The following is a 16,258-nucleotide window of genomic DNA, read 5'->3' as shown; positions in this document are numbered from 1 at the left end:
GGGCCGTGCGTCACGCGCTTGCGCGGACGCGCGCACCGTTCCCGGCGGCCTCGACCGCCGGCGGATCGCGGTAGAGATCCGGGATCAGGATCTTCCGCAACCACACGAGCGGCGTGCCGAGCGTATTCGTCGAGCGGTCGAATGCGACGTAGCCGTGACGCTCGTAATACGGCTGCAGCCACGGATGGTTGGTCGCGGTCGCGAGATAGGTCGCGGGGGCCTTCACCTGCGCGGCCAGGAACCGCGATTCGACGTGCTCGATGAGTGCCTGACCCAGGCCTTGACGCTTGAACGCGGGTGCGACCGCGAACCAGTGCAGGAACGGATACGGCGTGCGGCCGGGTTCGCCGGATACCCACGGGAACCGCACGGTCAGTGTCGCGGCGAGCGCGGCGCGGCCGTCGTCGGCTGCCCGTTCGAGCACGAATGTCGTTTCGCGAATGATCGTTTGCGCGACGAGACCGATCGGCGAGCGGGTGATGTTGAAGTGCACGCCTTGCGCGACCAGCGGCGCGTACGCGTCCTGCAGCAACGCGTAGACAGCCGGCACGTCGTCGGCGTCGGCGATGCGGATCGTATCGGTCATCGCGCCGAGCTCTCGAAGTCCGGTTGGCGGGTGACGGGGCGCGGGTTCGCGTCTCGCGCATCCGGCCGGTCGCGTAACGCCGCCGCGTCGTGGTCGTGGTCGTCGGCGCGCGCGCCGGCCAGCAATCGCAGCGACGCAATCCGCGGTGCGGCATCGGCGACCGGCGTGTCGACGACGAATTCGGCAATCCCGTGACGGCGGTGCAATGCGTCGAGTTCGCGCAGCACGTCGTCGCGCGTGCCGTGCACGATTCGCGTTTCGCGCGGGTCGATCCGGTGCGGGCCGCCGCCGGCCTGGCGGATGTAGGCATGCGCCTGTTCGAGGCTGCCGACGTTGACGGCGGGCGTGTCGCCCACCTGCACGCGAAAGCCCTGATGCCCGCTCGCCAGTCGAGCGGCCGCGTCGCGGGTTGCCGCGACGATCACGGAGACCGCAAGCAGCGGCGTGCGGTTGCCCGACGCGCGACGGTACGCGTCGAACGCATGTTCCAGATCTGCGACGGATGCGTTGAGATGCGACGCATAAACGAACGCCCAGCCGAGCCGCGCCGCGAGCGCGGCGCTTGCCGCGCTGGCGCCGAGCAGGAACGGTTGCGCGGGGACCGGCGGATGCGGCGTCGCGTGCAGTGCGCCGGCATCCTGCCCGGCCGCATCGGCGGTCGCGGCGGCTCCCTGAAGATGACGGTTCAGCGTGTCTGCCAGATCGGCGAAGGACGCGCGCCGCGCCGGGTCGTAGCCGTCCTGCAGCGCGCGCGTCGACAGCGGCAGCCCGCCCGGCGCTTTGCCGATGCCGAGATCGACGCGGCCGGGCGCGAGCGACGCGAGCAGGTTGAAGTTTTCCGCGATCTTGTACGAACTGTAGTGCTGCAGCATCACGCCGCCCGACCCGACACGGATGCGCTGCGTGTGTGCGAGCACGTGCGCGATCAGGATCTCCGGCGACGGGCACGCGAGCGCGGCGGTGTTGTGATGCTCGGCGAGCCAGTAGCGGTGATAGCCGGCGGCATCGGCAAAGCGCGCGAGCGATACGCTGCGCGCCAGCGCGTCGGCGGCACTTTCTCCGGGCGCAACAGGGCTCTTGTCGAGCACGCTCAGGCGGAACGGCAACGCGGACAGCGCGGAATCGGAAGGGATGGCGTCGAACGTCATGGTGAAGCGATCGGCGCGGGTCGAAGCGGCCTGATCAACGGGTTAGGCATGCAGAATTATTTTTCGCCGACGTTCGCGCGGTCAAACAATCAAGAAGAATATCGAAAGCCGAAAATATTCGTTCCGGCCGACCGGGGGGCTTGCGTTATGGTCGTTGGCTGCGCGCCTCGCGGCGCGTGCCTGGAGCCTGCCGGACGATCCGACGCGAGTGCGCTCGCCATCGTGATGCCGACATGCGTTGCCCGAACCGACGGAATCACGAGGATTGCAGATGAACGACCATGGCGAACGACGCATGGCACGCACCGCACGCACGGGCGCGCTCACCGGGGCCGCGTCATGAGCCGCGCCCGCAGACGGCTGAAGACGCTCGTTGGCGCGGCAAGCGTGCTGTACGCACCCGGCGATGCGGAGGTTGCGCAGGGCGTGCGGCGTGCGGCGTCGCTCGCACGCAAGGCGGAAGCCGAGAAGATCACGGGCCTCTTCACCGCCGACCTCCTGCAGGCCGATACGGCCGGCCTTGCCGGCAGCACGGGCAGCCAGGAGCCCATCGTCGCGCTGGCGGCGCTGAGCCAGGCGACCTCGGCCATCGGGCTCGTCGCGACCGTGTCGACGACGTATCACCACCCCTACAATCTCGCGCGCCTGATCGGCACGCTCGACCACGTGAGCGGCGGCCGCGCCGCATGGAACGCGGTCACGTCGTCGGTCGGCGAGGAAAACTTCGGTGACGCGGCATTGCCCGACCCGGAGCGACGTTACGCACGCGCGGCCGAATTCGTCGAAGTCGTCAACGCGCTGTTCGATGCGAACGATCCGGATGCGGTGCGGCGCGGGCAGGGCGGCGGCATTTCGGTCGATCCGCTCAGGCTCGGCCCGATCGACTACCGTGGCGCGCACTTTCAGGTCCAGGGGCCGCTGAACGTGCCGCCCTCGCCGCAGCGGCGGCCGGTGCTGTTCCAGGCAGGGCAATCGGCGAGCGGCGTGACGCTCGGTGCGCGATATGCCGAAGTCGTCTATACGTCGCAGCCGACGCTCGACGATGCCCGCATATTCGTCTCCGAGCTGCACCGGCAGGCTGCCGCATTCGGTCGCGGCGACCGGCTGCCGCTCGTGATGAATTCGTTTCATTCGGTGATCGGCGAATCCGATGCCGACGTCGCACGGCGGTTGCGCGACAAGCATGAACGAATCGATTACGAACAAGGCAGGCTGAAGCTCGCCGACATGCTCGGCGGCAATGTCGACCTGCGCGGCCTGCCGCTCGACCGGCCGTTGCCGGACTCGCTGTTGCCGGCGATCGACAGCGTGCATCGCCGGCGCGGGCGGGTCGCGATCTTCGTCGGCTACGCACGCCAGCGGCTGACGCTGCGCGAGCTGATCGTCCGCGCGCAGGAGACCGGCCACTGGTTCGCGGCCGGCACCCCGGAGCAGCTCGCCGATGCGATCGAAGCGCGCTATCGCGCGGGGCTCGTCGACGTGCTGTCGCTGCACGGGCTCGGCCAGCTCGACCAGGAGGACTTGCTGCTCAACGGCTTGCTGCCCGAGTTGCGGCGCCGCGATCTGCTCGACACCGATTATGTGGGCGGCGATTTCCGCGCGAACTTGGAACTGCCGGCGCTGCGGCGCGAGACGGCGACGGCATGAACGGGCGCCGGGTGAGCGATGTGCCGGGCGACGGACCGTACGTCGGCCACGGCGAAACGAACGACAGGGAGTCGCGTGACATGAACCACGACGTGCCGGTACCGGCGAAGCGGGAAGCGGCGGACGGGAAGCGGCCGCCATCCATGACGACCAGCCGGATTGCTTCATGCCGACGCCCGTCCTGAGCGCCGCGGGCATCGCGAAGCGCTTCGACGCGACCGTCGCGCTGTCGGCGCTGCACCTGTCGATCGACGCGGGCGAGGTAGTCGCGTTGATGGGCGCGAACGGTGCCGGCAAGTCGACCTTCGTCAAGATCCTGAGCGGTGCGCTGCGGCCGGATGGCGGCACGCTGGCGCTGCGCGGCGAACCTTATCGACCGGTGTCGCCGCATGCCGCCAAGCGGCTCGGCGTCGCGACCGTGCACCAGTCGGTTGCCGATGCCGTCGTGCCGACGCTGTCGATTGCCGACAACCTGTTGCTGGACCGGCTGTGCGATCCGGCGTCGGCCTGGCGCGTGCCGCCGGCCGCGCGGCGCGCCGCGGCGCGGCCGCTCGCCGAGCGAGTCGGGCTCGACGTCGACCTCGCGGCGCCGCTGGCCTCGCTGTCGCTGGCGGACCAGCAGCGTGTGACGCTGGCGCGCGCGCTTGCCGGGCAGCCGTCGTTGCTGATTCTCGACGAGCCGACCGCCAGCCTGTCCGCGCCGGAGGCCGAGCGGCTGTTCGTGCTGGTGGACGCGCTGCGCCGCGACGGCGTCGCGATCCTGCTGGTGTCGCATCGACTCGGCGATTTGCGTCGCATCGCCGATCGCGTGGCGATCGTCCGCGATGGCAGGATCGTCGCCGATCTGGCCGCCCCAGTGGATTTCGATGCCGCGGTGGAAACGATGATCGGACGCGCTCTGCCGCGCGCGCGTGCATCGGCGCCGGTTCGCGACGGGCCGTCCGGGTCCGGCCCGGGCTTCAGTGCGCGGCAGATCCGGCTGACGCCCACCAGTGCCCCGTTCGACCTCGATGTCCGGCGCGGCGAGATCGTCGCGATCGCAGGCCCGGTTGGCGGCGGCAAGTCGCGCTTCGCCAATACGATCTTCGGCGCGGTGCGCGCGGCGGCCGGCGAGATGACGCTCGACGGCCGGCCATGGCGGCCGCGTTCGCCGGCCGACGCGATTCGCGCCGGCGTGTTCCTGGCCGGCGAAGATCGCTGGCGTACCTCGTTGTTTCCCGACGGCGTGCCGTTCGCGTCGATCGCGGGCACGATCGGCTTTCCGTTCCTGTCGCGCTGGTTCGCGAGCGGCGCGGTGCGTCGCTCGCGCGAACGCGCGGCCGCGGCGGCGGCGATCTCCCGGTTCGGCATTCGCTGCACGGGCCCGGACGATCGCGTGGCCCGCCTGTCCGGCGGCAATCAGCAGAAGGTCGTGCTCGCGCGCTGGCACGCCGAGCCTGCGCGGCTGTTGCTGCTCGACGAACCGTTTCAGGGTATCGATGCGGGTGCGCGTGCCGATATCGTCGATACGCTGAGGCGTCACGCGCCCGAGCGCGCGACGCTCGTGTTCGTCAGCGATCTCGAGGAAGCGGCCGAGATCGCCGATCGCATCGTGCGGTTCGATCGCGCCACGCTCGATCGCCTGCATCCGACTTCTTCTGTCGAGCCAGCTACCTCATGAAATCCGTTCCGCCTTCCGTCTTGCAACCCGCGTCGCCCGGTGAACGGCCGCGCCCCGCACCGGCACGCATCCGCGACGCACTCGAACGCACGGGCATCCTGCTCGTGCTGGCCGCGCTCGTGATCGTGTTCGGGCTCAGGGAGCCCGCATTCCTGAACCTCGACAATCTGTTCAGCATCCTGCAGGCCGTGTCGATCGTCGCGTTGCTCGGCATCGGCGTGACCGTCACGCTCGCGGCCGGCGGCTTCGACCTGTCGGTCGGCAGCGTGGCCGCGACCGCACAGATGGCCGCGAGCTACGTGCTGGTCGTCTGGCACGGCAGCGCGCTGGCGGCCGTGATCGCGTGCATCGTGCTCGGCGTGGCCGCCGGGTTGTTCAACGGCTTGCTGATTACGCGGTTGCGCGTGCCCGATCAGCTCGCGACGCTCGGCACGCTGTTCCTGCTGGCCGGATTGCAGTTGATCCCGACCGGTGGCCGCTCGCTCGCGACCGGCTCGGTGCTGCCCGACGGCACGGACGCGACGGGCGTGTTCCCCGCCGCCTTTCTCGCGCTAGGCCGGCTGCGCGTGTTCGACGTCGTACCGTTGCCGGTGCTGATGCTCGCGGCCGTGACGGTGCTGGCCTGCGTCACGATGGAGGCGACGCGCTGGGGCCGCGTGATCTACGCGATCGGCGGCAACGAAACGGCGGCACGGCTGGCCGGCGCGCCGGCTGCGCGCTATCGTGTCGCCGCGTATGTCGTGTCGGGCGCGATCGCGTCACTGGGCGGCATGCTGATCGCCGCGCGGGTCGGCCGCGGCGACGTGAGCGCGGGGCACTCGCTGCTGCTCGACGCGGTGGCCGCCGCGCTGATCGGGTACGCCGTGTGGGGCGCGAAGCGACCCAACGTCTTCGGCACGGTCGTCGGGGCGGTGTTCGTCGGCGTGCTGCTCAACGGGCTGACGATGCTGAACGCGCCTTACTACATGCAGGATTTCATCAAGGGCGTGTTGCTGGTGCTGGCGCTTGCGTTCACGTTCGGCATCGGTCGCCGAGCGGATGCCCGCGCATGATGCCTGGCGTCGCGACACGCGGCGCGGGTGCGGCCGGGTTCATCGGTTCGCCGGTAAGCCCCGGTTCCGGACGGTTTGTTATCCAGAGTAATAACCATTGTCGAATCGGTCGGTTTGCGTTCGCACGTCGCACTGATAGATTGGGCCGATATCGTTCGATGTGGAGAGAGACACGCCATGCAATCGTTGCTTCGCCGAAAATCGCGTATCGACCTGAAGGTCGGCGCATTCGTCCTGGGTGCCGCGATCGCGCTGGGGACGCCCGCGGCACAGGCCGGCCCGCTCAAGGGCGCGCCGGCGCCGTTCGACAAGGGCGGCGTGAAGATCGCGCTCGTCAACTACCTGTCGACCGGCGACTTCTTCCAGGCTTACGAAGCCGGCGCGCAGAAGCAGGCGCGTGCGCTCGGTGTGGATCTGCGCATCTACGAAGGCCGGCAGGATGCGGCGGAGCAGCGCGAGCAGATTCAGCAGGCGATCAGCATCGGCGTGTCCGCGATCATCGTCAATCACGGCTTGCCCGAGTCGCTGAAGGACGTCGTTCAGCGCGCACTCGACAAGGGCATCAAGGTCGTCGCGTTCGACGTCGACCTCGCCAATCCGAAGGTGCCGCAGATCGAGCAGAACGATCGCGACCTGGCGAACCTGCTGCTGGATCAGGCAGTCAAGGACAACGGCGACGCGTTCGCGGCAGGTTACGTCTACGTGGCCGGATTCGCGCCGCTCGACCGGCGCGATGCGGCGTGGCGGGATTTCAAGCGCGCACACCCGAAGGTTCAGGAAAAGGCGCGCTGGGGCACCGTCGACAATCCGATCGCGCAATCGGTCGCGAATCAGGCGGCGGCCGCCTATCGCGCGAACCCGGACATCCGCGTCGTGTTCGCGCCTTACGACGAGTTTGCGCGCGGCGCGAAGCTCGCGGCGGACGAGGCCAGGTTGTCGTCGAAAGTCCGCATCTATAGCGCGGACATCTCGACGGCCGACATCGAGGCCATCCGCGCGCCGAACAGCGCATGGGTCGCGACGGCCGCGGCCAATCCCGCGGTCGTCGGGGCCGTGTCCGTGCGGGCCGCGGCACTGCTCGTCGCCGGCCAGAACCCGGGCGCGCGCATCGCGGTCAAGCCGACGCTGATCACGCGCGACGATCTCGTGAAAAACGACATTCGCACCGTCGCCGAGCTCGGCGCGAAGTTTCCGGCGTTCCGTGCGAGCGATGCCGCGACGGCCGCATGGATTCCGGCGATCGACTGATCGCCTTTGAACGCCGCGACGCGATCCTCCTTCTTCCTCCTTTTACGCGCCGCCTACCCGTGACCCGAACATGACGACCCTGAACGACTATCTCGCCCAGAAACGCACCGCGTGGCAAGCGAAGCAGCAGGCGGCACGCAACGATCCCGATTTCAAGGCGACGCCGCTGAAGGCGACCGTGCGTGCGCTCGGCCGCAGCGGCGTGCGCGAGATCCGGATTCGCGATTTTCAAGTGATCAGCGACAGTCCGCCCGACTTCGCGGGCTACAACCTCGGGCCCGCATCGCCCGAACTGCAACTCGGCGTGCTCGGCAGCTGCCTCACGCATATCACGTTGATCCAGGCTGCGGAGCGCGGCCTGAAGATCGACTCGATCGCGGTCGAAGTGACCGGCGACCAGCATCCGCTCGCCCAGCAGCCGGGGTTCGAGCATGTCCCGGTCTTCCCGCACAACATCCGCTATACGCTGGACATCGCGTCACCCGAGCCGCCGGAGGCCATCCGTGCGTTGCATCAGGCAGTCGAAGCCGTCTGCCCGATCTTCAACCTGCTGAGGCTGCCGCAACATATCGACGGCGAATTGCGGCATACCAGCGGGTAACGCGCCGGCGCGGTGCATTGTTCCCGTGTATCGGCAATGCGTCGTGCGCGGTGCGACGAATCATGCGTTGGCGTGTTTCGTTTTTAAATGGATGTATTGTGATAAGAAAACTTATCCCGATAGTCGTAATGTGAATGCGTAGCATCGACGGAATCGCCGCATCGCTTGCCCGACGAGGGGGGTAACGACGCTAGTTGCCCGGCTCGTTCGTCAGGCCATGGCGATACGCGCGCGGCGAGCAGCCCACGATGCGTTTGAACGCATGGCCGAACGCGCTATCCGAGTCGTAGCCGAGCCGCTGCGCGATCGCCGAGATCGATGCGTTCGAGCGGCGCAGTTCGCGCATCGCCAACTGTATCCGCCACCGCAGCACGTATTCGAGCGGCCCGAATCCCAGCCGCCGCTTGAAGTGCAGCGCGAACGTCGAACGCGACACGTGGCAGCACGACGCCAGCGCGTCGACGGTCCAGCGTCGCTCGGGCGCGGCGTGAATCGCGGCCAGCGCCGCGCTGACCCGCGAATCCGCGAACCCGGCCAGCCACCCGACATCGCCGTTCGCGCCGGCGTCCACATAGCGCCGCAGGATCTGCACCAGCATCATGTGTCCGAGATGCCGGACCATCAGCGACCCGCCCGGCGACGACGCGCCGAATTCCCGTGCGAGTTGCTGCAGCGACCAGCGCAGCACCGCCGCCGGTTCGGAATCGCCGCTCACGACGACCACGGGCGGCAGGCTGCCGAGCAGCAGCGGCATGCCTTCCTCGTAGGCGAAGCGTCCGCCGATCAGAAAGCAGTCGGCCGGTTCGCCATAGTGCGCGATGCCGCGTTCGACATGCCGGTACACGTCGGCGGCCGGCACCGGTGTGACCGACGGATCGCTCGCCAGAGAAAATGCCCGCGGCGCGGCGAGCAGGAAGCAGTCTCCCGTGCGCAGCCGAACGGGTGGTCCCGCGCCGTCGACGGTCAGCCAGCAACTGCCTTCGACCACCGCGTTGAACTTGATCCCGTCCGGCGGAGGAAGGTCGACCGCCCACGGGCCGCCGGCCCGCAGGCCGGTGAAAAACGAGTCGCGCGTTTCCAGCAGCGACAGCACTTCCGATAGCGGGTCCACGCGCAATCCCCGGACGATCTCGACGAAAAACCGGATTCTATTGCATTCACAGTCCGGATGCGCCGCCGGAGAATGATCTCGTGCAGTGACGCGGCCGATGGGCGGCCGCGTGCTTCGTGCACCGTTCCTGGAGCCTTCAATGACGAGCAGGCAGCACCCCCTTCATTCCGGATTCGACGCCGCATCGACGGCGAGCGACGTCCTGGCCGGTCTCGACCTGCGTGGCAAGACAGCCATCGTCACGGGCGGCCACTCGGGTCTCGGGCTCGAAACCACGCGGGCACTGGCGCAGGCGGGTGCGCACGTCGTCGTCGGCGCACGGAGCGTCGCGGCCGCGCGCGAGGCGACGCACGGCATCGCCGGCGTGGAGATCGCGGCGCTCGAACTCGCCGACGCAGCGAGCGTGGCCGCATTCGCCGCGCGATTCGTCGACGCGCGGCGCCTCGTGCATATCGTCATCAACAGCGCGGGCATCATGGCGTGCCCCGAGACCCGCGTCGGCGACGGGCGGGAAGCGCAGATGGCCGTCAATCACCTCGGTCACTACGCGCTCGTCAACCGACTGTGGCCTGCGCTCGCGCACGGTGACGGTGCCCGCGTGATCGCGGTGTCGTCGCTCGGGCACCGGCTGTCGCCGATCCGCTGGGACGATATCGATTTCGCGCGCGGCTACGACAAATGGCTGGCGTACGCGCAATCGAAAACCGCCAACGCATTGTTCGCGGTGCAGCTCGACGTGTTTGGCGCGCCGTTCGGTGTCCGAGCGTATTCGCTGCATCCCGGCAAGATCGCGACGCCGCTGCAGCGTCATCTGACGCGAGAGGAAATGATGGCGCAGGGCTGGGTCGACGAGCACGGCGTGCCGGTCGATCCGACTTTCAAGACGCCTGCGCAGGGGGCGGCGACCCAGGTATGGGCCGCGACGTCGCCGCGCATTGCCGATCTCGGCGGCGTCTATTGCGAGGATTGCGACGTTGCGGTGGTGACGCGCGGCAACGAGGAATCGGGCGTGCGGCCGCATGCGATCGATCCGGAGGCGGCGGCTCGGCTGTGGGCGTGGTCTGCGGCAGCGACGGGCGTCGATGCCTTTGCGGCGCGCCGCTGACGCGCACGCATTCGGCGGGCGCCGCGCGGGTATCGGCGGCGGCACGATACTCGAACCTGTCCGCATTTTTGTTGGCGAGGCGGTTGAACAGCACGTTATCCACGCGCCTGCACAAATCGCTCTCCGAACAAGATAGCAGACTGGTTCATCGCTGATTTCCAGTTGAACGCAGACCGCACGGTTTTGGCCAGTACGTTGCGCAGTGCCAGCCAGAGCAGCTTGATCGCGGCCTCATCATTCGGGAGGTGACCGCGGGTCTTGATGATCTTGCGCAACTGCATGTTCAAACTTTCTATGGCGTTCGTGGTGTACACGACCCGTCGAATCTCCGGCGGAAACACGTAGAACGGCACGACGTGTTCCCACGCGCGTTGCCACGACTGCACGATCGTTGGGTACGTCGCGCCCCACGGTTCGTCGGCGAAGTCTTGCAGTGCCTGCCGTGCCGCCTCTTCGCTGGCAGCCGCGTAGATCGGGGTGTGGACGATCCCGAGCCACTTGAAGCGTTGTATCCGGACGAAAAGTTTGGGAAAGACTGAGGGATCTAGTGGGATCAGGTACGAATTGACGGCCTCTACCGTACATTCTCCGAGTACATGGCTTGTCGCTGCGAAAGTGCGCGTTGAGAATGGTATGGCTGCCTTTTCTCAGCCGCTTACGAATGTGCCGCCCCCTTGTTATCGGTACACTCCCGCAGCACGGTTTCGCTCCCTGCGACTAGTGGTGCCGTAAAGGCGAGCACGGTTTCGATGAACGTGCGCCGATCTGGGGCGGGCAGTAGGTGTGCGTAGTGGGATGCGCCCGGCAGTTCGACGAACCGTGTGGAAGCCGCGTTAGTCAGATGTGCCAATAAGGTCTGCGCATCCACCGGCCGGGACCAAAAGTCGTTGTCGGACCGCAGGATTAGCACGTTCGAGCGGATGAACGACGCATCGAAGATCGGCCTGCCGTTGACCATCAGCAAGGTGTCGGCAAGCGGCCCGGTAGGATGGTGAAAACTGGCGGGATGCCGAGCCTTCGCGGCCTTGTCTCCTTCCATGGCCAACGCAACGTAGCGCTCCAGAAAGGCAGGGTCAACGCCTTCGTCGCGCCAGCGGTTGCCCAACGCACCGGCGGTCGAGGACTGGTAAGCGCCATAACGCTTCCGATCCAGTTGTGCGGGATCGTCCGGAGCGCCGAACTCCGCCTGTAATCGCCATCCGCCCGCCGGGCCGCCATACGCGCCGTTATAGTAGATCAGATGTGAGATGCTTTCCGGATAGAGCGACGCATAATGGCCGAGCCACTGCGAGCCAGTGGCCCATCCCATTGCCGTCAGGCGCGTTTCCCCCGGGTTGCGGCGCTGAATATCGCGAACGACCGCGGCAATGTCCCGCACCGCCTGGTTGGATCGCACGGCCGGAGGTGCGCCAAGGCGCCCGTCGTCCATTTCGGGCGGAAATTCCGATCGACCGAAACCGCGTACATCCATGAGATAGAGATGATGTCCGGCCTTTGCGAACGCTTCCGCCGTGGAAGGTTCCGCCGCATCAACGTCCCAACTCGCCAATACCCCTGGCCGGCCGCCATTGACCAGGAGCATGGGGCCGCGATCAACGCACGCCTTGTCGTCGCGCAGCTCGCGCACGAAAATTTGCAGACCATCTTCGGCCTTTACGGTGTAGTCGCGACGCATCACTTCAGCGCGAATTTCCTGCGCGGAGAAGGAAGCAAAACTAAGCAATGCGGCGATGGCCCAATTGGTATGGCGCATGGTGTCCTCAAAAATAGTAGCGCTAGGGAAGATTGTCCCGATCTATCGATGATCTATCTATAATGGTTTTGAATATTTTTGATATCACTGCGATATGGAACTTCGCCACCTGCGCCATTTTCTTGCCGTCGCTGAGGAATTGCACATGGGGCGCGCCGCTCAGCGGCTTGGCATGGCGCAACCACCGCTCAGTCAATCCATTGCGCGTCTGGAAAAGGAACTGGGAGTTCTGTTGTTCGCTCGCGCGCATCGGCGCTTGACCTTGACCGTCGCGGGTGCAGTTTTCCGGGAGGAGGCGCAAGCCTCGGTCCACCATGCCGATCGTGCGACCGCCATCGCACAATCAGTGGAAAGTGGCGAGGCAGGGGTCGTTCGAATCGGTTTCGATTCGGCCGCCCTGTATGAGCACCTGCCTCGACGATTGCTCGCCATGAGGACGCGGTTCCCGGCAGTTCAACCCGAATTGCGCGAGCTTTCGACCAACGACCAGTTGAGCGCGCTCGCAAGCGGCAGGATCGATATCGGATTCGCCCACCCGCCGTTCAACCTCGCTGGCCCGCTGCGTGTTCATCCCTTCACTCCGGAGAACAGCATCGCGGCGCTATTCGACGATGGACAACACGGAGATATCACGCTGCGGGACATTGCCGACAGGGGGCTGATCTTGTTCCCCGCCTCGCAAGGGCCGGTCCTGCATGCACAATTGCTCGATACTTTTACCAAGGCAGGAGTGGATGTACGGATCGTCGCGGAGGCCAACCGGGCATTGAGCCTCCTATCGCTGGTCTCCGCCGGACTCGGCGCCACACTCTTGCCGACCTCGACACAACGCCTCCAGTTCGCAGGGGTTCGCTATGCTCGCGTCCTGGACGCGAGTCTCCCGACGTGGCCCCTCGCGATGTTCATGAGTCAGGGGCCCGCATCGCCCCACGTGCAAAAGGTATGGCGCTTGTTCCAAGAATACGAAGCGAGCGACGTGATCAATAGCGCTCCAACGTACACGAGGGGCAGCAGCATTGTTTAACGGTCCGACTGGCGTCATGGTCGACGCCGGCGGCAACGTGTACGCAGCAGACTCCCGCAACAACGAAACCCGCAAGGTGATGTGTGGCCCGCAAGCGCTCGCCTCAAGCGTCGATAGCGGGCCACCTGACGGCAGCAATGGGAAGGCAGGTGTCAGGCTTTGGATGATGCTAAGAACCGACAACGTCGACCTATCTGCATAGCGACGAGGTGTAGCGAGTTCGGCAGGTCGATCACGCGTTTAGCTCACGGGATTTCAAGCAGTAGGCCGCCAGTCAATGCATTCGAGACATTAGTGCAAGGAATTTCATAACCTCAAGGCTTCTGATAGGAAATTGCGCTTGCGTTGTTCATACCCCGCGCTGCCGAAGCCGCAGCTTTCGGAGAGAGCTTGCGCACTTTTTCAAGTGCACTCGCGATCGACGAGTGGCGTACCTCCTCGCTGCGCCCGAGCCCTTCAGCGACGATGAACTCGATATCCGGGATACCGAGGAACGTGAATACCGAGCGAAGCAGGGTCTCGGCATGCTCGAACGCCTGATACGGGGATCCCTCGCTGTAAACATTGCCGCGCGCCAGCGCGACGAACACGCGCTTGCCCTGGGCGAGACCGATCGGCCCGTTCTCGCCGCGCGCGAAAGTCTTGCCGCGCACGACAATATGATCGATCCAGGCCTTGAGCTGGGTGGGAACCGAAAAATTGTAGAAGCCCGCCCCGATCACCACGACGTCGGTTTCGAGAAACTGCTGCACGTCCTTGCCGGCGTCGAGCGCCATGAACGCGTCGAAGGAGAGGTGCGGGGGCGTTTCGCTGGCAAGATCGCGATAGGTGACATTCACCGCGTCATTTGATTCGACGATCCGCTCGACGATGGCGGCAGAAAGCACGCGACTGGCGGAGTTCGCGCCCATGATGCTGGAATCGAGATGAAGCAGGTTCACTGGATACCTCCGGTGTGGATTTGCGATCGGCACTATGCTATGTAACTGGAGGCGATCCGCCAAGAACGCACATTTTTAGGACTAGGTCAGATGGATATGCCTGCCCAACCAGGCGTCAGCACCCGCTGCCATGAAGTCGGCAAGGTGCTCGCAATCGTCGGCGACAAATGGACGGTGATGATCGTCAGGGTGCTGGTCGAGCGGCCACACCGCTTCAACGAGATCAAGCGGACGGTCGGCGGCATCTCGCAGCAGATGCTCACGCGTACCCTCAAGGCGCTCGAGCGTGACGGCATGGTCAGCCGCACGGTCTACCCGACGGTGCCCCCGCAAGTCGAATATGCGCTGACGCCGCTCGGACACGCTCTGGCGGTGCCGGTTCGTGCATTGGGTGCGTGGGCGGGAGAGCATCTCGAAGAGATCGAGAACAACCGTGCACGCTATGATCAGGACACGCATGCGCGCACCAAGCGAGGCGGCTCGGAGCAGGCCTGACGTTCGGCCGGGAGAGGGCGCTCGCAGGTATCGGCAACGGCACGACACCCGCGCGCGGCAGCCTATCCGCGCGTCTGCCGCAGCGCGCCCCCCATTTCCGCGATCGGCATCGCGACGATCGAATTCAGCAACCGCATTTCCCCGGCGTCCGGGTGCGCGATGTGCCGCACATCATCGAGCGTCTGCTCGACGTGACGATCGTCGGAGAGCGTGCCCATGCGCACGCCGTTGGCCGAGGCGATTAGCGTTCTAGCCGCCATGGCTGCTCCTGCGGCGTTGCGCGGCCTTCAGCGCGGTGGCTTCCGAAATCTCGACCGACGACTCGGCGTACAGGCGCACGCCGAGCTCGCCCAGCAGCAGCATGACCTTGCCGATTTGCGCGGTCGGCTTCCCGGCTTCCACCTGGCTGATGAATTTCGGCGACAGGCCGGTCGCGTTCGCGAGTGCGTCCCGCGTGAACCCTTGCTGGATCCGGGCCGCGCGAATGAGGTGGGCGAGCGCGCCGATCGTGTCGATGGACTGGGACTCCGACATGACGTTCTCCGTGCTTCGTATCTGAGCGGGAACAATATTGCACAACTTGCCGGGTCGGGCATTGATTCGTATTCGTTCGGAAACGAACAGCAGATTTTGGCCGCAGGAGGATCATTTCGTACCCGATCGGGAACAAAACATCAAGAAAAAGTGCTGGGCAGCATGTCCGTATCCGAGCGGATACGGAAAAAGAGACAAGAGGGCGACTTTGCTTGCGCTTCCCCCGGCACGCCGGCAAGGACGCCCAGTGGACGTCGGCGCCGGTTGGACGATTCCGCCCCCGATCGCTGCCGTATGCGCAAGCAGCGATCTTAATCACCGCAGCAGATAAACGTATCCGAATCGCTTCGTTGACGCGCGCCGGCACGGCCTCGTAGATTCGCGTTTTGACCGAATCAGAGGCCGTGCCGTGACGACTCCCGCCATCCGCGACGCCGCAACGCTTTCTGCCGGGCATCCCGCCTTGCGGCCGGACGGCGCGGCGCAGCATTTCGACATCGTGCCGTTCGACGCGCCGCTCGGCGCCGAGGTGATCGGCCTCGACTTGTCGCAACCGGTCGGCGCCGACGATTTCGCGCGGATCCATCGCGCGCATCTCGATCACCACGTGCTGGTGTTTCGCGACCAGCGCATCACGCCGGACGAGCACATCGCGTTCAGCCGCCGCTTCGGCCCGCTGCAGATCCACGTGCTGCACCAGTTCGCGCTGGCCGGCCACCCGGAAGTGCTGATCGTGTCGAACATCGTCGAGAACGGCAAACCGGTCGGGCTCGGCGATGCCGGCCATTTCTGGCATTCCGACCTGTCGTACAAGGAAAAGCCGAGCCTCGGCTCGCTGCTGCACGCGCAGGAATTGCCGGCGGAAGGCGGCGATACGCTGTTCGCGAACATGCATCTCGCGTGGGACACACTGCCGGCCCACCTGCGCCGCGCGGTGGAAGGGCTGCGCGCTGAGCATACGTATCTCGCGCGCTACGAGGAGCTGCGGGCGCGCAGCCCATGGCGGCCGAAGCTGTCGCACGAGCAGGTCGCGCAGGTTGCGGCGGTGGTCCACCCGGTCGTGCGCACGCATCCCGAAACCGGCCGCAAGGCGCTGTTCGTCAGCGAGCATTTCACGACGCGCATCGTCGGCTTGCCGGACGATGAAAGCCGCGCGCTGCTCGACGAACTGTTCGCGCACAGCGTCCGCGCCGAGCATCAGTACCGGCACCGGTGGCGCGAGCACGATCTCGTGTTCTGGGACAACCGTTCGCTGATGCATCTCGCCGCCGGCACGCCGGACCACCTGCGCCGCAAGCTGTACCGCACGACGATCGAAGGCGACGCGCCTTTCTGAGCCGCGCGCCGCGTCAT

General features: G+C 66.2%; 16 protein-coding genes and 2 pseudogenes. 10 read left to right on the top strand and 8 right to left on the bottom strand.

Going from position 1 to position 16,258, the window contains the following annotated elements; all coding sequences use genetic code 11:
* Positions 1-10 precede the first annotated feature (10 nt).
* Together AC5LXX_RS33490 and AC5LXX_RS33485 are read right to left on the bottom strand one after the other, a co-directional pair.
* Entirely contained in the window at positions 11-586 is a 576-nt protein-coding gene (locus AC5LXX_RS33490; protein ID WP_493413517.1) for a GNAT family N-acetyltransferase, read from the bottom strand.
* Complete coding sequence (locus tag AC5LXX_RS33485; RefSeq protein WP_493413516.1) at positions 583-1,734, bottom strand: MsnO8 family LLM class oxidoreductase; 1,152 nt, start codon at positions 1,732-1,734, stop codon at positions 583-585. The genes AC5LXX_RS33490 and AC5LXX_RS33485 overlap by 4 nt, the downstream gene beginning before the upstream one ends.
* 339 nt (positions 1,735-2,073) lie before the next feature.
* On the opposite strand from AC5LXX_RS33485, the gene AC5LXX_RS33480 reads away from it, so the two are divergent.
* The 5 genes from AC5LXX_RS33480 to AC5LXX_RS33460 all read left to right on the top strand — a co-directional run bounded on the left by AC5LXX_RS33480 (position 2,074) and on the right by AC5LXX_RS33460 (position 7,942).
* Positions 2,074-3,381 carry an NtaA/DmoA family FMN-dependent monooxygenase gene (locus AC5LXX_RS33480; protein WP_493413515.1) on the top strand — a complete coding sequence of 436 codons (1,308 nt, stop codon included), beginning with the start codon at positions 2,074-2,076 and terminating at the stop codon, positions 3,379-3,381.
* Between the two features lie 166 nt (positions 3,382-3,547).
* Positions 3,548-5,041 carry a sugar ABC transporter ATP-binding protein gene (locus AC5LXX_RS33475; RefSeq protein WP_493413514.1) on the top strand — a complete coding sequence of 498 codons (1,494 nt, stop codon included), beginning with the start codon at positions 3,548-3,550 and terminating at the stop codon, positions 5,039-5,041.
* A complete protein-coding gene (locus tag AC5LXX_RS33470; protein ID WP_493413513.1) occupies positions 5,038-6,093 on the top strand; it encodes an ABC transporter permease in 1,056 nt (351 codons plus the stop codon). The genes AC5LXX_RS33475 and AC5LXX_RS33470 overlap by 4 nt, the downstream gene beginning before the upstream one ends.
* A 177-nt stretch (positions 6,094-6,270) precedes the next feature.
* Complete coding sequence (locus AC5LXX_RS33465) at positions 6,271-7,341, top strand: substrate-binding domain-containing protein (protein ID WP_493413512.1); 1,071 nt, start codon at positions 6,271-6,273, stop codon at positions 7,339-7,341.
* 70 nt (positions 7,342-7,411) lie between these two features.
* Entirely contained in the window at positions 7,412-7,942 is a 531-nt protein-coding gene (locus tag AC5LXX_RS33460; RefSeq protein ID WP_493413511.1) for an OsmC family protein, read from the top strand.
* Between the two features lie 190 nt (positions 7,943-8,132).
* On the opposite strand, the gene AC5LXX_RS33455 is transcribed toward AC5LXX_RS33460, so the two are convergent.
* Complete coding sequence (locus AC5LXX_RS33455; protein WP_493413510.1) at positions 8,133-9,053, bottom strand: AraC family transcriptional regulator; 921 nt, start codon at positions 9,051-9,053, stop codon at positions 8,133-8,135.
* A 139-nt stretch (positions 9,054-9,192) separates the two neighbouring features.
* Between AC5LXX_RS33455 and AC5LXX_RS33450 the strand changes: the two genes are divergently transcribed.
* Positions 9,193-10,158 (top strand): SDR family NAD(P)-dependent oxidoreductase, encoded by a 966-nt coding sequence (locus tag AC5LXX_RS33450; protein ID WP_493413509.1) that lies wholly within the window; start codon positions 9,193-9,195, stop codon positions 10,156-10,158.
* A gap of 95 nt (positions 10,159-10,253) precedes the next feature.
* On the opposite strand, the pseudogene AC5LXX_RS33445 reads toward AC5LXX_RS33450, so the two are convergent.
* Positions 10,254-10,637: pseudogene (locus AC5LXX_RS33445) on the bottom strand (transposase); the annotation flags it as partial.
* Between the two features lie 176 nt (positions 10,638-10,813).
* A complete protein-coding gene (locus AC5LXX_RS33440; RefSeq protein WP_493413508.1) occupies positions 10,814-11,911 on the bottom strand; it encodes an alpha/beta fold hydrolase in 1,098 nt (365 codons plus the stop codon).
* A 94-nt stretch (positions 11,912-12,005) separates the two neighbouring features.
* On the opposite strand from AC5LXX_RS33440, the gene AC5LXX_RS33435 reads away from it, so the two are divergent.
* Positions 12,006-12,935, top strand: coding sequence for a LysR substrate-binding domain-containing protein (locus AC5LXX_RS33435; RefSeq protein WP_493413507.1), 930 nt, complete (start codon positions 12,006-12,008; stop codon positions 12,933-12,935).
* Positions 12,936-12,951: 16 nt separating this feature from the next.
* Positions 12,952-13,137, top strand: coding sequence for a hypothetical protein (locus tag AC5LXX_RS33430; protein ID WP_493413506.1), 186 nt, complete (start codon positions 12,952-12,954; stop codon positions 13,135-13,137).
* 112 nt (positions 13,138-13,249) lie between these two features.
* Here AC5LXX_RS33430 and AC5LXX_RS33425 read toward each other — a convergent pair whose 3' ends face one another.
* Positions 13,250-13,876, bottom strand: a complete 627-nt coding sequence (locus AC5LXX_RS33425) for an FMN-dependent NADH-azoreductase (protein WP_493413505.1) — start codon at positions 13,874-13,876, stop codon at positions 13,250-13,252.
* A gap of 90 nt (positions 13,877-13,966) precedes the next feature.
* Here AC5LXX_RS33425 and AC5LXX_RS33420 point away from each other — a divergent pair, with 90 nt between their 5' ends.
* Positions 13,967-14,371 carry a winged helix-turn-helix transcriptional regulator gene (locus AC5LXX_RS33420; protein WP_493413504.1) on the top strand — a complete coding sequence of 135 codons (405 nt, stop codon included), beginning with the start codon at positions 13,967-13,969 and terminating at the stop codon, positions 14,369-14,371.
* A gap of 62 nt (positions 14,372-14,433) precedes the next feature.
* On the opposite strand, the pseudogene AC5LXX_RS33415 reads toward AC5LXX_RS33420, so the two are convergent.
* Positions 14,434-14,571, bottom strand: a pseudogene (locus AC5LXX_RS33415) (HipA domain-containing protein); the annotation flags it as partial.
* Between the two features lie 49 nt (positions 14,572-14,620).
* Positions 14,621-14,905: a helix-turn-helix domain-containing protein gene (locus tag AC5LXX_RS33410; RefSeq protein WP_493413503.1), complete on the bottom strand. Its 285-nt coding sequence runs from the start codon at positions 14,903-14,905 to the stop codon at positions 14,621-14,623.
* Positions 14,906-15,314: 409 nt separating this feature from the next.
* On the opposite strand from AC5LXX_RS33410, the gene AC5LXX_RS33405 reads away from it, so the two are divergent.
* Positions 15,315-16,241, top strand: coding sequence for a TauD/TfdA dioxygenase family protein (locus tag AC5LXX_RS33405; protein ID WP_493413502.1), 927 nt, complete (start codon positions 15,315-15,317; stop codon positions 16,239-16,241).
* Positions 16,242-16,258: the final 17 nt, after the last annotated feature.

The sequence above is a fragment of the Burkholderia torrens genome, from assembly GCF_984668525.1.
The sequence above is the reverse complement of the archived record's forward strand: the minus strand, read 5'-3'. Positions and strand labels throughout refer to the sequence as shown.